This window comes from Type-C symbiont of Plautia stali (assembly GCF_059730935.1).
Map to the genome: position 1 here is coordinate 594,411 of NZ_AP035924.1, position 14,252 is coordinate 608,662.

The 14,252-nt window shown below is 58.7% G+C and carries 17 protein-coding genes; 7 read left to right on the forward strand and 10 right to left on the reverse strand.

Going from position 1 to position 14,252, the window contains the following annotated elements:
- Positions 1-245 precede the first annotated feature (245 nt).
- Both AC6I7J_RS21925 and AC6I7J_RS21930 read left to right on the forward strand, forming a co-directional pair.
- Positions 246-662, forward strand: a complete 417-nt coding sequence (locus AC6I7J_RS21925) for a DUF2946 domain-containing protein (protein WP_498007344.1) — start codon at positions 246-248, stop codon at positions 660-662.
- A 65-nt stretch (positions 663-727) separates the two neighbouring features.
- Complete coding sequence (locus AC6I7J_RS21930) at positions 728-2,467, forward strand: DUF2534 family protein (RefSeq protein WP_498007345.1); 1,740 nt, start codon at positions 728-730, stop codon at positions 2,465-2,467.
- A 68-nt stretch (positions 2,468-2,535) separates the two neighbouring features.
- On the opposite strand, the gene ahr is transcribed toward AC6I7J_RS21930, so the two are convergent.
- Both ahr and AC6I7J_RS21940 read right to left on the reverse strand, forming a co-directional pair.
- Positions 2,536-3,552, reverse strand: a complete 1,017-nt coding sequence (gene ahr / locus AC6I7J_RS21935) for an NADPH-dependent aldehyde reductase Ahr (RefSeq protein ID WP_021508873.1) — start codon at positions 3,550-3,552, stop codon at positions 2,536-2,538.
- A gap of 123 nt (positions 3,553-3,675) precedes the next feature.
- On the reverse strand, positions 3,676-3,945 hold the full coding sequence (locus AC6I7J_RS21940) for a hypothetical protein (protein ID WP_010616678.1): 270 nt from the start codon (positions 3,943-3,945) through the stop codon (positions 3,676-3,678).
- A 332-nt stretch (positions 3,946-4,277) separates the two neighbouring features.
- On the opposite strand from AC6I7J_RS21940, the gene AC6I7J_RS21945 reads away from it, so the two are divergent.
- Together AC6I7J_RS21945 and AC6I7J_RS21950 are read left to right on the forward strand one after the other, a co-directional pair.
- Positions 4,278-5,174, forward strand: coding sequence for an extracellular solute-binding protein (locus AC6I7J_RS21945; RefSeq protein WP_132463956.1), 897 nt, complete (start codon positions 4,278-4,280; stop codon positions 5,172-5,174).
- The gene (locus AC6I7J_RS21950; RefSeq protein ID WP_282954469.1) at positions 5,171-5,953 is read left to right on the forward strand and encodes a molybdate ABC transporter permease subunit; all 783 of its coding nucleotides are present in this window, start codon (positions 5,171-5,173) and stop codon (positions 5,951-5,953) included. The genes AC6I7J_RS21945 and AC6I7J_RS21950 overlap by 4 nt, the downstream gene beginning before the upstream one ends.
- On the opposite strand, the gene AC6I7J_RS21955 is transcribed toward AC6I7J_RS21950, so the two are convergent.
- From AC6I7J_RS21955 to AC6I7J_RS21985, 7 genes are all read right to left on the reverse strand, one after another.
- A complete protein-coding gene (locus AC6I7J_RS21955) occupies positions 5,950-6,339 on the reverse strand; it encodes a response regulator transcription factor (protein ID WP_088517427.1) in 390 nt (129 codons plus the stop codon). The genes AC6I7J_RS21950 and AC6I7J_RS21955 overlap by 4 nt on opposite strands.
- A 210-nt stretch (positions 6,340-6,549) precedes the next feature.
- The gene (locus AC6I7J_RS21960; RefSeq protein ID WP_058758981.1) at positions 6,550-7,326 is read right to left on the reverse strand and encodes an ABC transporter ATP-binding protein; all 777 of its coding nucleotides are present in this window, start codon (positions 7,324-7,326) and stop codon (positions 6,550-6,552) included.
- Positions 7,326-8,009: an ABC transporter permease gene (locus AC6I7J_RS21965; RefSeq protein ID WP_058758980.1), complete on the reverse strand. Its 684-nt coding sequence runs from the start codon at positions 8,007-8,009 to the stop codon at positions 7,326-7,328. The genes AC6I7J_RS21960 and AC6I7J_RS21965 overlap by 1 nt, the downstream gene beginning before the upstream one ends.
- 9 nt (positions 8,010-8,018) lie before the next feature.
- A complete protein-coding gene (locus tag AC6I7J_RS21970) occupies positions 8,019-8,738 on the reverse strand; it encodes an ABC transporter permease (protein WP_058758979.1) in 720 nt (239 codons plus the stop codon).
- Positions 8,739-8,750: 12 nt separating this feature from the next.
- Positions 8,751-9,599, reverse strand: a complete 849-nt coding sequence (locus AC6I7J_RS21975) for a transporter substrate-binding domain-containing protein (RefSeq protein ID WP_241493834.1) — start codon at positions 9,597-9,599, stop codon at positions 8,751-8,753.
- 15 nt (positions 9,600-9,614) lie between these two features.
- Positions 9,615-10,802: a M20 metallopeptidase family protein gene (locus tag AC6I7J_RS21980; protein ID WP_498007346.1), complete on the reverse strand. Its 1,188-nt coding sequence runs from the start codon at positions 10,800-10,802 to the stop codon at positions 9,615-9,617.
- Between the two features lie 271 nt (positions 10,803-11,073).
- Positions 11,074-11,973 carry a LysR substrate-binding domain-containing protein gene (locus tag AC6I7J_RS21985; protein ID WP_498007347.1) on the reverse strand — a complete coding sequence of 300 codons (900 nt, stop codon included), beginning with the start codon at positions 11,971-11,973 and terminating at the stop codon, positions 11,074-11,076.
- Positions 11,974-12,077: 104 nt separating this feature from the next.
- On the opposite strand from AC6I7J_RS21985, the gene AC6I7J_RS21990 reads away from it, so the two are divergent.
- From AC6I7J_RS21990 to AC6I7J_RS22000, 3 genes are all read left to right on the forward strand, one after another.
- On the forward strand, positions 12,078-12,782 hold the full coding sequence (locus tag AC6I7J_RS21990; RefSeq protein ID WP_498007348.1) for an SDR family oxidoreductase: 705 nt from the start codon (positions 12,078-12,080) through the stop codon (positions 12,780-12,782).
- 208 nt (positions 12,783-12,990) lie between these two features.
- Positions 12,991-13,122: a hypothetical protein gene (locus tag AC6I7J_RS21995; RefSeq protein ID WP_256378117.1), complete on the forward strand. Its 132-nt coding sequence runs from the start codon at positions 12,991-12,993 to the stop codon at positions 13,120-13,122.
- 29 nt (positions 13,123-13,151) lie between these two features.
- Positions 13,152-13,283, forward strand: a complete 132-nt coding sequence (locus AC6I7J_RS22000; RefSeq protein ID WP_262417950.1) for a hypothetical protein — start codon at positions 13,152-13,154, stop codon at positions 13,281-13,283.
- Position 13,284: 1 nt separating this feature from the next.
- Here the strand turns inward: AC6I7J_RS22000 and AC6I7J_RS22005 are convergent, their stop codons facing one another.
- Positions 13,285-14,217, reverse strand: coding sequence for an AraC family transcriptional regulator (locus tag AC6I7J_RS22005; protein ID WP_021508860.1), 933 nt, complete (start codon positions 14,215-14,217; stop codon positions 13,285-13,287).
- Positions 14,218-14,252: the final 35 nt, after the last annotated feature.

Below are 14,252 nucleotides of genomic sequence, written 5' to 3' on the forward strand. Positions count from 1 at the left end.
AATGGCGACCACAAATTCTGAGCAATGACAGTTCTTGCCATCAGACTCCACTCATCCTTCAGCAATGAGAAATAGTGTTTCTCTAATGTACTCATCAGGTTGCAATTAAGTTAAAAGACGCACCACGTTAAGTGACCCTTTTCAAAAGGTGCGAATTTTGTCGCTCCCGGCCTCACTTTTATTAACCCTTGTGCGGCAATCGCGTTACACTTCGGCCTCATTTGTTGAAGCACTCAGTATTTGCCATGACGTTTTCCTATCACTTTCGCCAGCGCCTGACCGCCTGCGTCGCCATTGTGGCGGTGCTGCTGCTGTTCGTCGCGCCGATTGTGTCGAAAACGCTGCTGGAGCGGCAAACGCGCATTGACCCCGTGGCGTCGCACAGCCCTTCATCTGCCATGCCAATGCACCATCACGATATGCCGATGGAGATGGCGATGCCGGGCATGATGCATCACAACATGGACGACGGCGAAATTGCCTGCGGCTATTGTGATTTGCTGGTGCATGTTCCGCTGATGATGTGGGTGTTTATCCCGTTCATCTGGCTGATGCTGGTGATCTCGCGCGCCCCACCGCTGCCGCCGCTGGTGGCACCCCGGCCGCGCCGCTTCAGCGGTACCCATCGTCCGCGCGCGCCACCGGCTTTTCTTTCCTGCTGAATCTCATTAATCGGTACAACGCCTGCGCTGTGCCCTGACATTCTCTTATCGGAAGGAAGACGGCTTTGTCTGCTGTTCACTCTGCAGCACCGCGCGGCGCGGTGCTTAATCTGCTACGCCGCTTACATTTTTATATTGGCCTGTTTGTCGCGCCGTTCATCTTCGTGGCGGCGCTCAGCGGCACGCTGTATGTGCTGACGCCGCAGCTGGAAAATCTGATCTACGCCGATGCGCTCACCGCACAGCCGCAGGGCAATGCGCAACCGCTCTCGGCGCAGATCGCCGCGGCACGCGCCTATGCGGGCGAAAATCAGCACATTTATGCGGTTCGACCTGCGCCCGCCGCGCGCGATACCACGCGCGTACAGTTCAGCGATGCCACACTCGGTCCGTCGCAGTCGCGCGCGGTATTTATCGATCCCTACAGCCTCAAAGTAACCGGCGACATGACGGTATACGGCACCAGTGGCGTGTTGCCGCTGCGCACCACGCTCGATCTGCTGCACAGCAGCCTGTTACTCGGTGACTTTGGTCGCAACTACAGCGAACTGGCGGCGAGCTGGCTGTGGGTGGCCGCGCTGGGCGGCGTGCTGCTGTGGCTGGGCACGCGGCCAAAACGCCGGCTGAAAACCGTGCGAAAGGGGTTTGCCTTCACCCGGCACTGGCACATCACGCTGGGGCTGACGCTGCTTCTCGGGCTGCTGTTCTTCTCCGTTACCGGCCTCACCTGGTCACAATGGGCAGGTAGCAATATCGATAAGATGCGCACCGAGCTTAACTGGCTGACGCCACAGGTGAATACGTCGCTCAGCGGTGATGCGCCCGCCGCGCCGGCGGATCCTCACGCCGATCACCGCAGTATGCCGGACATGGACATGACCAGCATGCCGATGTCGTCGATGGCGAAACCGGCGGCGCAGCCGGCGAAGTCACTGCCGGCAAATGCCGCCGACGCTGACTGGGATCGCGTGCTGGCGGCGGCACGTCAGGATGGCATCCGCGCGGCTAAAGTGGAGCTGCGCCAGCCGAAAAGCGAGGGCAAAACCTGGACGGTGAGTGAGATTGATCGCAGCTGGCCCACGCAGGTGGATGCGGTGTCCGTGAATCCGCAAAGCTTCGCGATTGTCGATCACGTCTGGTTTGATCGCTTCCCGCTGGTGGCAAAACTGACGCGCTGGGGTGTCGATGCGCACATGGGCGTGCTGTTTGGCTGGCCTAATCAGCTGTTGCTGGCGCTGTTTGGCCTGGGTTTATGCAGCATGATTGTGCTGGGTTATCGCATGTGGTGGCTGCGCCGCCCGGCTCTCGATCAGGCCAGCCCGGCGCAAACCCTGAGCGCAAGCTGGCTGGCGCTGCCGCACTATGCCAAAGGGGTCTGCCTGATGCTGGCGCTGGCGCTCGGTTATGCCCTGCCGGTGATGGGCGTCAGCCTGCTGGCCTTCGTGCTGGTGGACGTACTGCGCTGGCGCAGACAACAACGTGCGCCGATGAGCGAAGCGGAAATTCTCGCCGCGCAGCAGTCGCCGCTCGGTATCGTGCGGGCGCGCTTCACGGTGAAACGCAAGGAGATGCGTTACTACCTGCGTGGGCTGTTTATTCTGGCGCTGATTGTCGGTACGGTGATGAGCAATGCGATTATCGGCGGCGTGATCGATCAATACGGCATCCCGTTCAGCCACTGGACGCTGACCATGTATCTGACGCAGGGCTTTATGATCGCGCTTTACACCGCGGTGTTCACCGCGCTGATGTCGATTCCGCTGTGGTATTTCTTCCTCGGCGAAAAGGATGATTCGCAGGGATAAGGCGTAAAAAACGGCGGACGATCCCCCATCCGCCGTTTTGTCTGACAAATGTCAGCGTGTTATCCGCCTCAGAAATCGGCCTTCAGCACCACGCGGTAATTAGCTTTACCGGCGCGTACGTGATCCAGCGCTTCATTGATTTTTGACATCGGGAACTCTTCCACCTGCGGTGCCACATCGGCGCGTGACGCCAGACGCATCAGCTTACGCAGCTGGCCCGGTGAACCGGTAGAAGAACCCGTTACCGCGCGATCGCCCAGAATCAGACTGAACGCCGGCACTTCAAATGGCTTCATCACCGCGCCCACGGTGTGGAACTTACCGTGCGGAGCCAGCGCCTGGAAGTACGGCTGCCAGTCCAGATCGACGGCTACGGTGCTGATAATCAAATCAAATTGCCCGGCCAGCGCGTTCAGCGCCTGCGGATCGCGGCTGTTGACCACACGATCGGCGCCCATGGCTTTGATGGATTCGGTTTTGCTGGCATTCGAGCTGAACGCCGTAACTTCAGCACCCATGGCGCGCAGCAGTTTGATCGCCATATGGCCGAGGCCGCCAATACCGATAACGCCGACGCGGCTGGTGGCCGTTACATGGTGCATCAGCAGCGGTTTAAACACGGTAATCCCACCGCACAGCAGCGGACCGGCAGAGGTGATGTCCATGGATTCCGGCAGCGGAATCACCCACTGCCAGTCGGCGCGCAGATGGCTGGCGAAACCGCCTTTGTTCATGATGGTTGGCACTGAACCGTTCTCACAGTTGACCTGCTCGCCATTGATGCAGGCATCACAGTGCTGGCAGCTTTTCGCGGTCCAGCCGATACCCACGCGCTGCCCGACCTTCAATCCTTTGTCCTGCGCCGCATCGCCGAGTGCGCTGATGCGACCAATCACTTCGTGACCGGCAATGACCGGATAAGAGGAAATGCCCCACTCGTTATCAATCATCGACAAATCAGAATGGCACACACCGCAGTAATCGACCTCAACCAGCACTTCTTCCGCCGCCAGCGGACCGGTTTCGTACTCGTACGGTACCAGCGCATCACCGGCGTTGTGTGCGGCATAACTTTTGATTTTCATTACTGTCCTCTGTTTTCAGCGTTGTTAACCCGGGAAGTCTAGCAGAGCATATTGCCTGATTATGATTAAATTTCAGCCAATTAGAGTCTGTTAAGCGCAACGGAGAAAGAAGAGCATTTCGCGTTAAAGCGAATCGTGACTGGGCGGACTGCGGAACGCATGGCGCGCCTCTTCTATCAGCTGGCTGGCGGTGACGGTGGGCGGCAAACGCGTCAGCACTTTGCTGGCCTGCCAGTAACACAGCACCATCTCCTCGTTAGTTTCGTTCTCCGCCATTTCCCTTAAGCGCCTGCGCAGGCTCAGCACGTCCAGCGTTTGCTGTTCATCCACCATCTCAGCGATGGTTTGGTTGATGACCTGATGAATAATTTTCCAGGAAAGATCGGCAAACACGTTAAACCTCGTGACGTAGTAACGGGCTCCAGGCAAATGAGGAAAAGGTGCACGCCCAGCGGCATGCAAAATAATCCAACTGGGATAACTATAGCCGCTTATTTAACCAGCAGACGGCTGGCCGCCTGTGTTTGCGGTAGCTCACGGATCGGTAAATGAATTTTTTCTCTCAGCGCGCGTTGCAATGGCACTAAAACCCGGCACTGGCGCGCGACCGCAGGATTTCGCAACAGATTTTACCTTGCGCTAAAACGGAGAATTCCGATAATCGCTATTTACTCATTTATATAGCGATAAGGAATCTCCGCGTGAAGACGCTTACCCTACTGTTAATGACTGCCGCCGGCGGATTGAGTTTACCGGCGCAGGCCGCTATGGATATCCGCGTGACGTATGCCGGCTCGATGGGAAAAGTGATGGATCAGGCACTGGGCCCGGCATTTGCACAACAGCATGACGGTAAGTATGAAGGTCAGGGCCAGGGGGCTTACGGCATGGCGCGCCTGCTGGCGAGCAAAAAAATCACTGCTGACGTGTTCGTGTCTATTACTCCCGGTCCGATGCAGATCCTGAAAGACGCCGGACTGATCGACAACGCAGTACCGGTAGCCAGCACCAGCATGGTGATCGCCTATAACCCGAAGGGGCCGTTTGCGCCGCAGTTTGCCGCAGCCAAAGGCAATGATGGCCGCTGGCTTCAGCTGCTGGCAGCGCCGGGACTGAAATTTGGTCGGACCGATCCGGTAAACGATCCTAAAGGCCAGAACATCATTTTCACCCTGCTACTGGCGCAGAAGTATTACCGGCAGCCCGGCATCGCTGACCACATTCTCGGCGGTTACCAGAATCCCGCACAAACCCATCTGGAAGGTGGCTTGCTGACGCGGCTCGAGAGCGGTCAGGTGGATGCAGCTGCGGGCTATGAAAGCGAAGTGATCTCTGCCCATCTGCCTTACATCGCGCTGCCCGATGAAATCAACCTCAGCAATCCGGCGATGGCGACTAAGTGGTACAACACGGTCAGCTTTAGCGTCAAAGACAGCCAGGGTAAAGATAAAGTGCTGCACACCCAGCCACTGGTCTACTACGCGGCGGTGCTCAGGAATGCGCCGCACGGTACGGCCGCTGGCAAAGCCTTTGTAGATTTCATGCTGAGTCCGTCAGGACAGGCGCTGTTTAAACAGCAAGGCTACGCCGCACCGAAGGGCGATGGGCTTTATACGCCATGAAAATCCGCCATGCTGGCGCGCTGTGGCTGTCGCTGCCCGCCCTGGTGCTGCTGGCCGTGCCGTTTATCACCCTGATGGGCGTCACACACTGGCAACATCTGCGGCTGGCGTGGGGTGACGGCGCGGCGATTACCACTTCGCTCAGTCTGGGAGCGATCGCGCTGGTGCTGATTTTTCTGACCGGCTTACCGCTGGCCTGGTGGCTGTCGCAGGCGCGGGGAAAAATACGCTGGCTGGTGGAAACGCTGGTGATGATTCCGCTGCTGACGCCGCCGCTGGCGATGGGAATCCTGCTGGTCAGCGCGTACGGTCCGTACAGTTTGCCTGGCCAGCTGCTGAGCAAGCTTGGCTGGACGCTGGTGAACAATCCCGCCGCCTTTATTCTGGCGCAGTGGTATGGCGCGCTGCCCTACTTTGTCACCAGCGCACGCTCGGCGTTTATCGCGGTGCCGCCGGAGATCCTTGAAGCGGGCCGGACGCTGGGTGCCGCGCCATGGCCGCGCTTCTGGCGGCTGGCGCTGCCCCTGGCCGCACCGGGCCTGGCGTCGGCTACGGCACTGGCGTGGGTGCGGGCGATGGGCGAATTCGGCATTGTGATGATTTTCGCCTGGTTTCCCCACGGAATGCCGGCGCAGCTGTACAACAATCTGCAAAACGACGGCGTGGATGCAGTGTATGTGCTGTTGTGGCTGTTACTGCTGTTTACCCTGCCGGTGCCGCTGCTGTGCGCGCTGGCTTCCCGGCGCGCGCTTTCCGGCAACACGGCGCGGCATCATTAGAGGCTGGCGCGCTGCTCACTCTCACGCATCGCCAGCCGGACCGTCTCCAGCAGCGATTCAATCTCCAGCGGCCGGGTGAAAAAGGCAAAGGCGCCCTGAGCAAACAAGCGCCGGCAGGCCTCCAGCGTGTCATGCCCGGTCATGATGATCACCGGCAGCAGCGGATGGCGTGCACCCTGCCGGGCCAGCCAGCTCAGGCCGCTACTCTCTGGCTGTCGCACATCAAGCAGCAGACAGCCGCATACGGCTTGCTGACCGGCGGCGGCGGTTTCGAACGATGCCAGGTCGGCAAAGTCGGCGACCTCATAGTCCACGGTTCGCAGCAGAAATCCCAGCGACTCACGCACGGATACATCATCATCCACTAACCACACCTTCGCGCCCATTACGTACTCCGCCTGTAGAAAAATGAGGAAAATTTCGGCCCTCTCTGTCGCGCGGTAACGCAACAGCAGCCAGACCTGACGGTAGCTGGTTATCGATGGACGTGAAGTGCGCGACGACGTGCACCTTCCCTGCGCCGATAAAAAAGCCCTCCGTTGAGGGAGGGCGATTTTTCCATAATTTGGCTTAGAACACCATTGGCACAAATCTGGTTAGCTGTTGCGCTGCAGGTGGCTGCTGACAAAAGCGCGACAGCGCGCCGAGATCGGTTCGCTAAACACCTGCTGCGGCGATCCGGACTCTTCGATTTTGCCCTGATGCAGAAACACCGCTTTGTTTGATACATCGCGCGCAAACCCCATTTCATGGGTGACGATAATCATGGTGCGCCCCTCTTCCGCCAGGCTGCGGATGACGCGCAGCACTTCGCCCACCAGCTCCGGGTCGAGTGCGGAAGTGGGTTCATCAAACAGTATCGCTTTCGGCTGCTGCGCCAGCGCCCGGGCAATCGCCACGCGCTGCTGCTGGCCACCGGAAAGCTGCGACGGCCATGCGTTGCGCTTTTCGTATAACCCGACTTTTTGCAGCAGCGCTTCGGCCTCGGCAACGGCCTCCTGATGGCTGCGCTTCTGTACATGGATCGGTGCCTCAATGATGTTCTGCAGCACGGTTTTGTGCGGCCACAGATTGAAGCCCTGAAACACAAAGCCGAGCTGCATGCGCATCAGCTTAATGCGGCGGCGCTGTTCACGGCTCAGCTTTTCGTCCGCGTTATCGAGGGTGACCACTTCATCGCCCACGGCAATCTCACCGGCCTGTGGCACTTCAAGAAACGGGATGCAGCGCAGCAGCGTACTTTTACCGGAGCCGCTGGCGCCGATCAGCGAAATGACGTCGCCATCCTGCGCCGTCAGGCTGATGTCATGCAGCACTTCATGCCCGCTATAACTTTTTCTGAGATGGCTCAGGGCAATAGTGGGTTTGTTCATTAACGTGCTCCAGCGTGATAAGGGGACAAACGGCGCTCCAGCAGCGCCACCGCTTTGCTCACCAGCACGGTCAGCAGCAGATAGATAATCGCCGCGCTGATAAACACCTCCAGCGCGCGGAAGGTTTCTGACACGATGGAATCGGCGATGCCGGTCATCTCCATCAGGCTGATGGTGCTCACCAGCGACGTGGATTTGATCATCGAGATGATCTCATTGCTGTAGGCCGGCAGCGCCTGACGCACCGCCAGCGGCAGCGTGATGCGCCGCAGCGTGGTGAAGCGCGACATGCCGCACACTTTCGCCGCTTCCAGTGACTGCACGCTAACCGCATTCAGTCCGCCGCGCAGGATCTCGGCGGTATAGGCCGCGTCGTTGAGAATCAGCGCAATTAACCCGCACCAGTAAGGCTCACGCAGCAGCGGCCACAGCACGCTTTCGCGCACCGCCGGCAGACTGCCGAGGCCATAGTAAATCATGAAGATTTGAATCAGCAGCGGCGTACCGCGGAACAGCCAGACATAAAAACGCGTAACGTAGCTGCCGAGGCGATGCTGACGCAGCAGATTCAGCAGCAGCGCCAGTATCCCGCCGCCCAGCAGGGACAATACCGCCAGGTTGAGCGTCAGCGGCAGTCCGCGCAGCAGCGCCGCCAGCGTGTGCTGTAAAAAGGTGAAATCCATCGTGGCTCCTTACAACCGCGCGCGTTGTTGCCCGCGCATGGCCACTTTTTCCACATAGCGGAAGAAGAAATCTGAACAGGTGGTGATAATCAGATAAATCACCGCGCCTACGCTGTAGAAGAAAAACGGCATCTGAGTGGAATTCGACGCGGTGGAAATCTGGTTCATGGTTTCCACCAGCCCGGTCACCGATACCAGCGCCGACTCCTTAATCACCGATTGCCACTGATTACCCATGCCCGGCAGCGCGGTGCGCAGTGCCTGCGGCACAATCATGCGGCGGAACAGCATAAAACGGCCCATACCGGTGACCGTAGCGGCTTCCAGCGTGCCGGCGGGAATCGCGTAAAACGCGCCGCGGAATACGCTGCTCTGATAAGCACCGGAAATCAGCCCGATGGCGATCGCGCCGGCAACGAAGCCGTTAACGTCAAACGGTCCCTGCAGGCCGATAGCTTCACCGATAAACCCGACCACCTGTCGGCCACCAAAGTAGAACAGGTAGATCACCAGCAGCTCCGGCACGCCGCGAAACAGCGTGATGTAGCCGCTGGCAACACGCTGCTGCCAGCGGCCGCCACCAATCTGCATCCAGCACAGCAGGCTGCCGAGCATCGCGCCCAGCAGCCACGCACACAGCGAGACCGTTACCGTGACGGTGGCGGCGTCCAGCAGCACGCCGCCCCAGCCTTCGTCACCAAAACCTAACAGTTGCCAGTCAATAGTCATAAGCGCTCAGCATTATTCCGCAGGCGCGACGTTCTCGCCGAACCATTTCTCAGACAGTTGCTTCAGCGTGCCGTCTTTGATCATCGACACCAGCGCCTGATCCAGCGCGGCTTTCAGCTCCGGATTGTTTTTACGAATGGCAATCGCCGAACCCTGGCCCAGTACACCACCCACAAAGCCGTAACCGGTGCTGTTTACCGTATCCGCGTGTTTTTTCACATAAGCATTGAGATTGGTGCGCGATGCCATGACCGCATCAACCCGGCCATTGAGCAGATCGGCGAAGGTTTCCGGGCCGGCCTGATAGGTACGGATAGTCGCGACATCACCGAGGTATTTGTTGAGAAAATCGGCCTGAATGGTAGCGACCTGCACCGCAATAGTTTTGCCTTTGAACTTCGCCTTCAGCGCGTCGATGGCTTTGTTCATACCGGCTTCATCGGTCGCCTGTACCACTTCACCGTTGCCCGGCAGGGTATCCACTGCGCTGCCCTTCAGCGTGACGAAGCCCGAAACGCTCACGGTGTACTGATGGGTAAAATCCACCACTTCTTGACGTTTTGGCGTCACGGTGACGGCATCGACCACTGCATCATATTTGCCATCAGCGAGGCCGGGGATCAGTCCGGACCACTTTTGCGCGACGATTTCATATTTGAACCCCGCGCGTTTCGCCAGTTCGGCCACCATATCGGGCTCGTAGCCGACAATTTTGCCGCTCGGCGTGGACTGGTTAAACGGCGGATAGGCCGCTTCGGTAGCGAATTTTAACGTGCCAAAATCTTTGGCCTGAACCACAGCGGCAGCAGCCAGCAGCAACATGCCCGCGGAGGCGGAGAACAGCCCTTTACGCATCATCATAAAACCTCATTATTATCAGGAGAGTAAGTCGATCGCTATACGGGCCAGAGCCTGTGTGCCAGCGTGAATGCTGCGTTCGTCCGGCTGATAGTCGGAGTTGTGCAGATGGTCGTCGCGCCCCGGCGCGCCAGAGCCGATATGGATCTGACAGCCCGGCACACGCTCGGTAAACAGCGAGAAATCTTCAGCGCCAAAGCTGCTGCTGGGTTTTGCCACTACCGGCTTGCCGAACTGATGCGACAGAATCGGCTCCAGTGCATCAATCAGCGCATCATCATTCATCAGCGGCGGTACGCCTCGCTGATAATTGACTTCAATCCGCGTATTGAGCGACAGCGCGACACCGGCACAGATGCGGCGGAAAGCGTCTTCCATGTGAGCGCGCGCCTGCGGTGATTTAGCGCGGATGGTGCCCTGAATCAGGCAGCTGTCGGAGATGATGTTATGGGTGGTGCCGCCGTGGATATGGCCAATCGTCAGCACAGCAGAGTTCGCCGGATCGAGCTCGCGCGACACAATGGTCTGCAGCTGCGTTACCAGGCTGGCGGCGGCAATGATCGGATCGGTACCCATGTGCGGCCGGGCGGCGTGAGTGGATTTGCCGTGAATCACCAGGTCGAATTCATCGCTGGATGCGGTGCTGGCACCGCGCGTCAGGGCGATTTCTCCTGCGGCCAGCTCTGGCTTATTGTGCAGCGTGATCGCCACATCAATGCCGTGCGCTGCGCCGGCAGCAATCATGGCTTGCGCGCCGCTCTCTGGCGTCTCTTCCGCCGGCTGAAAAATCAGCCGCACCGTGCCGCGCAGCTGGCTGCGCAGGTCCGTGAGGATCGCTGCAACGCCGAGCAGCGTAGCCGTGTGGATATCGTGGCCGCAGGCGTGCATTTTACCCGGCCAGATGCTGCTAAACGGCAGGCCGGTTTGCTCATGAATCGGCAGCGCATCCATATCGGCACGCAGCAGCACGGTCCTGCCCGGCTGCGCGCCGGTAATGTCCACCATCACGCCGGTGCGGCCCACGCCGGTTTGCGGCGTCAGCCCGAGGCGCAGCAACTCCTGCTCCACGATGGCTGCGGTGCGGACGGTGTCGAAACCAAGTTCCGGATGTGCGTGAATATCGCGCCGGATGGCGATGAGGTGCGCCTGCATGCTTTCACTTCTGGCGCTGATATCCCTGGCTAAAAGAATTTTATGATCGGTCATGGTGGTAATACGGTTATGCAGGCTATCGCCTGGCCGTTATGGCATTTTTATGAAATTCAGCGTTTTATTTATTCACAGCCCTCAGCAGATTGCAACGCACAATTCCTTCCCTTAATTGCTGAATTTGCGTGATATTTTCCTAAAACCCTGCCTGTGCAGGATAAACCTTATAAAATGCATGCTCAGTCAGTTATAACATTCATAATTCGCAGACGATCATCAGTTTTACTGATTTTGTTATTGAACATAAAAGCATCGCGTTGCTCAGCCATCAATCTTTGCTCTGCTCCGCCTGACTGAGTAGCCACGCACGCACCGCACTCACCGTTGCCTGCTCACGCGGACGACGCGGAGCCACCAGATACCAGCCGGCATCAACGGGCATCTCACGCTGCCAGGCGGGAACCAGCCGACCGCTGGCCAGATCGTTCTGCACAAAATGTGGGCTGGTCAGTGCGATACCCTGACCACTCAGCGCCGCTTCCAGCGCCAGCGCGGTCTGGTTAAAGCGCAGATGATGCTGATGCTGCAGCGACTGGCCGGGAAACATAAACGTCAGGAATGCCGGCCACAGGTGATGGCCATCGTGCAGCAGCGGATAGCGCAGGCAATTTTCTGGCTGCGCTGCATCACCGTGTTGTGCCAGCAGCGCCGGGCTGACCACCGCCAGCACCGTCTGGCTAAACAGCAGCGTGGCCTCCAGCCCGCTACCAAACGGCGGCCGGCCATAGCGCACCGCCAGATCGACGCCTTCATGGTGAAACTGCACTAGCCGTTCAGAGGCCAGCACGCGCAGGTCGATATCCGGCCAGGCCGCGGTAAATGCCGGTAAACGCGGCAGCATCCAGCGGCTGGCAAAGGTCGGTGTTACGCTCAGCGTCAGGCGATCCGGCTCCGGGCGCAGCGTGCGCGTCGCCTCATCAATCAGCTCGAACGCCTGTCGAATGTGCACCGCATAGCCTGCACCGGCAGCGGTCAGCGCCAGCGAACGCGGCAACCGATCGAACAGTTTCAGGCCCAGGCTGGCCTCCAGACCGCGAATATGCTGCGCAACCGCACCCTGTGTCACACCGAGCTCTTCAGCGGTGAGGCGAAAATTAAGGTGCCGCGTCACGGCTTCAAATACCCGTAGCGCATTCAGCGACGGTAATGCCTGAAAGCCCTGATTCATCCTGTAGTTTTCCTATCGTCAATTGCCAGCTGAGCTGACTCTCTGCGGCATCTCCCGACCATTATACTGGCATGACAGGATATTTAATTGATGAGGTTACTCACATGACAGTAGAAAAAATTGCGGTGATTGTCGCAGGTGGCAGCGGTATGGGCGCAGCGGCAGCGGAGAAGCTGGCCAGCGAGGGTTTCAGGGTTGCGATTCTTTCCTCCTCCGGCAAAGGCGAGGCACTGGCGAATCGTCTGGGCGGGCTCGGCATTACCGGTTCCAATCAGTCAGTGGACGATTTGCAGCAACTGATTGATGCCACTCTGGCGCGCTGGGGACGTATTGACGTGCTGGTTAACAGTGCCGGCCACGGTCCGCGCGCGCCGATCCTTGAATTAAGCGATGATGCGTGGCAGCAGGGAATGGAAACCTACTTCCTCAACGTAGTGCGCGCTGTACGTCTGGTCACGCCGATCATGCAGCAGCAGGGTGGCGGCAGTATCATCAATATCTCATCGGCATGGACGTTTGAACCCACCGACATGTTCCCGACCTCGGCCGTGTTCCGTGCCGGTCTGGCTTCTTTCAGTAAAATCTTTGCCGACACCTACGCAGCTGAGAATATTCGTATCAATAACGTCCTGCCAGGCTGGATTGATAGCCTGCCGAAAACGGATGAACGGCGCGACAGCGTGCCCATGCAGCGCTACGGCACGGCTGCAGAAGTGGCGGCTACCATTGCGTTTCTTGCTTCGCCCGGCGCGGCTTATATCACCGGGCAGAATATTCGCGTGGACGGCGGCGTCACGCGCAGCGTGTAACCGGCTTTGCTGTGCCTGATGGTCACAGCGGCACCTGATGCCCGCTGTGGCTACCGCCTGCCTGCTAAGGAATTTCTCAGCCTGTTTTCAAGACTGGTCTTGTCGTTTCGCGGCCTTATAACACGTCAGAATGTTCTTATTCGCTGACAGAATTTTCTGTTCTCAGCTGTCGGATATTCCCGGTAAAACTTTCTGATTTGAGGTCGCTATGCCACTGCTTCTTCGTATGCGTCTGCACACGCTGCTGACTCCCGAACGCCATCTGATCTGGCGTTTCCTGCTAACAGGCTGTGCATTTTTCTGGATTCTGCTGGTGGTTGCCGTGATGGGGCTGCGCTGATCGGTTGCTGGCTGTTGTGAGGGATGATTATGGTATTAACATTATCGCCGCGCCTCAGTGCGCTGCTGAGTTTTTCCCGCCGGTTACTGTGCCAGCTGGCACTGGCTGCCAGCCTGCTGTTCTGGATTGGCGTGGTGGCGGCAATCGTCATTGCGTACTGAACTAATGTGCCTGTAGCCGCGCGGATAACTGTTCCGGCGGCAGCAGCGCAAATGCGCGTTTCATCACCCGCGCCTCGTCAGCCGGGGTGCGACCAAACATCCGCTTAAACTCCCGGTTGAACTGTGAATCACTTTCGTAACCGACGCGTGCGGCGGCACCGGCGGCAGTGAGATTATCGCGAATCATCATCAAACGCGCCTGATGCAGCCGCAGCGACTTGAGATACTGAATCGGCGAGGTCTGTGTCACGCTTTTGAAATGCAGATGGAAGCGCGGAACGCTCATGCCCGCTTCGCTGGCCAGATGCGGCACATCCAGCGGCTGCTGCCAGTCAGCATGAATGCGCTGCAACGCCCGCGCGATGCGGCCAAAATGCCCCTGATAGGTCAGCGCTGCGCGCACCGCACCGCCCTGCTCACCCAGCAGCACACGAAAGCAAATCTCTTCTACCCGTGCCGGGCCTAAAACCTGCGCTTCCAGCGGATCGCTCAGCGCCTGCAACAGGCGCAGCGTGCTGTCCGCCAGCGTCTCATTTACCGGCGTCGAAATAATGCTGGCTGGTGTCTCCGCCAGCGGAATGTCTGCCGCTGCGACCTGCGTCACCAGTCGCGCCAGCGTGGCCGCATCCAGACGGATAGCCAGTCCCAGCAACGGTTCAGCCGAGGTCGCTTCAGTCTCAGCGGAGAACGGCAGCGGCACCGACAACACCAGATAGTGCTGTGCGTCGTAGCGATACATTTTGTCGGCAAGAAACGCCCGCTTCGAGCCCTGACAGATAATGATGATGCTCGGCTCATAAAGAACCGGCGTGCGCGCCCACTGCCGGTCGGCACGCATAAAGCGCACGCTGTCGAGCAGTGAAGCAGTATAACCTTCCTGCGGTGCCAGCTGGCGCAGCAGCGCGCAGGTCTGCTGTTGTACGGTTTGCGACATAACGGGTTTCCGGTGAGAGGTTCAGGCAAAGCATA

Coding starts and splice junctions, on each gene's coding strand:
- AC6I7J_RS21990 (WP_498007348.1), top strand. CDS start 12,078: ATGACAGTAGAAAAAATTGCGGTGATTGTCGCAGGTGGCAGCGGTATG.
- AC6I7J_RS21975 (WP_241493834.1), bottom strand. CDS start 9,599: ATGATGATGCGTAAAGGGCTGTTCTCCGCCTCCGCGGGCATGTTGCTG.
- AC6I7J_RS21925 (WP_498007344.1), top strand. CDS start 246: ATGACGTTTTCCTATCACTTTCGCCAGCGCCTGACCGCCTGCGTCGCC.
- ahr (WP_021508873.1), bottom strand. CDS start 3,552: ATGAAAATCAAAAGTTATGCCGCACACAACGCCGGTGATGCGCTGGTA.
- AC6I7J_RS22000 (WP_262417950.1), top strand. CDS start 13,152: ATGGTATTAACATTATCGCCGCGCCTCAGTGCGCTGCTGAGTTTTTCC.
- AC6I7J_RS21980 (WP_498007346.1), bottom strand. CDS start 10,802: ATGACCGATCATAAAATTCTTTTAGCCAGGGATATCAGCGCCAGAAGT.
- AC6I7J_RS21970 (WP_058758979.1), bottom strand. CDS start 8,738: ATGACTATTGACTGGCAACTGTTAGGTTTTGGTGACGAAGGCTGGGGC.
- AC6I7J_RS21960 (WP_058758981.1), bottom strand. CDS start 7,326: ATGAACAAACCCACTATTGCCCTGAGCCATCTCAGAAAAAGTTATAGC.
- AC6I7J_RS21950 (WP_282954469.1), top strand. CDS start 5,171: ATGAAAATCCGCCATGCTGGCGCGCTGTGGCTGTCGCTGCCCGCCCTG.
- AC6I7J_RS21985 (WP_498007347.1), bottom strand. CDS start 11,973: ATGAATCAGGGCTTTCAGGCATTACCGTCGCTGAATGCGCTACGGGTA.
- AC6I7J_RS22005 (WP_021508860.1), bottom strand. CDS start 14,217: ATGTCGCAAACCGTACAACAGCAGACCTGCGCGCTGCTGCGCCAGCTG.
- AC6I7J_RS21955 (WP_088517427.1), bottom strand. CDS start 6,339: ATGGGCGCGAAGGTGTGGTTAGTGGATGATGATGTATCCGTGCGTGAG.
- AC6I7J_RS21995 (WP_256378117.1), top strand. CDS start 12,991: ATGCCACTGCTTCTTCGTATGCGTCTGCACACGCTGCTGACTCCCGAA.
- AC6I7J_RS21965 (WP_058758980.1), bottom strand. CDS start 8,009: ATGGATTTCACCTTTTTACAGCACACGCTGGCGGCGCTGCTGCGCGGA.
- AC6I7J_RS21945 (WP_132463956.1), top strand. CDS start 4,278: ATGACTGCCGCCGGCGGATTGAGTTTACCGGCGCAGGCCGCTATGGAT.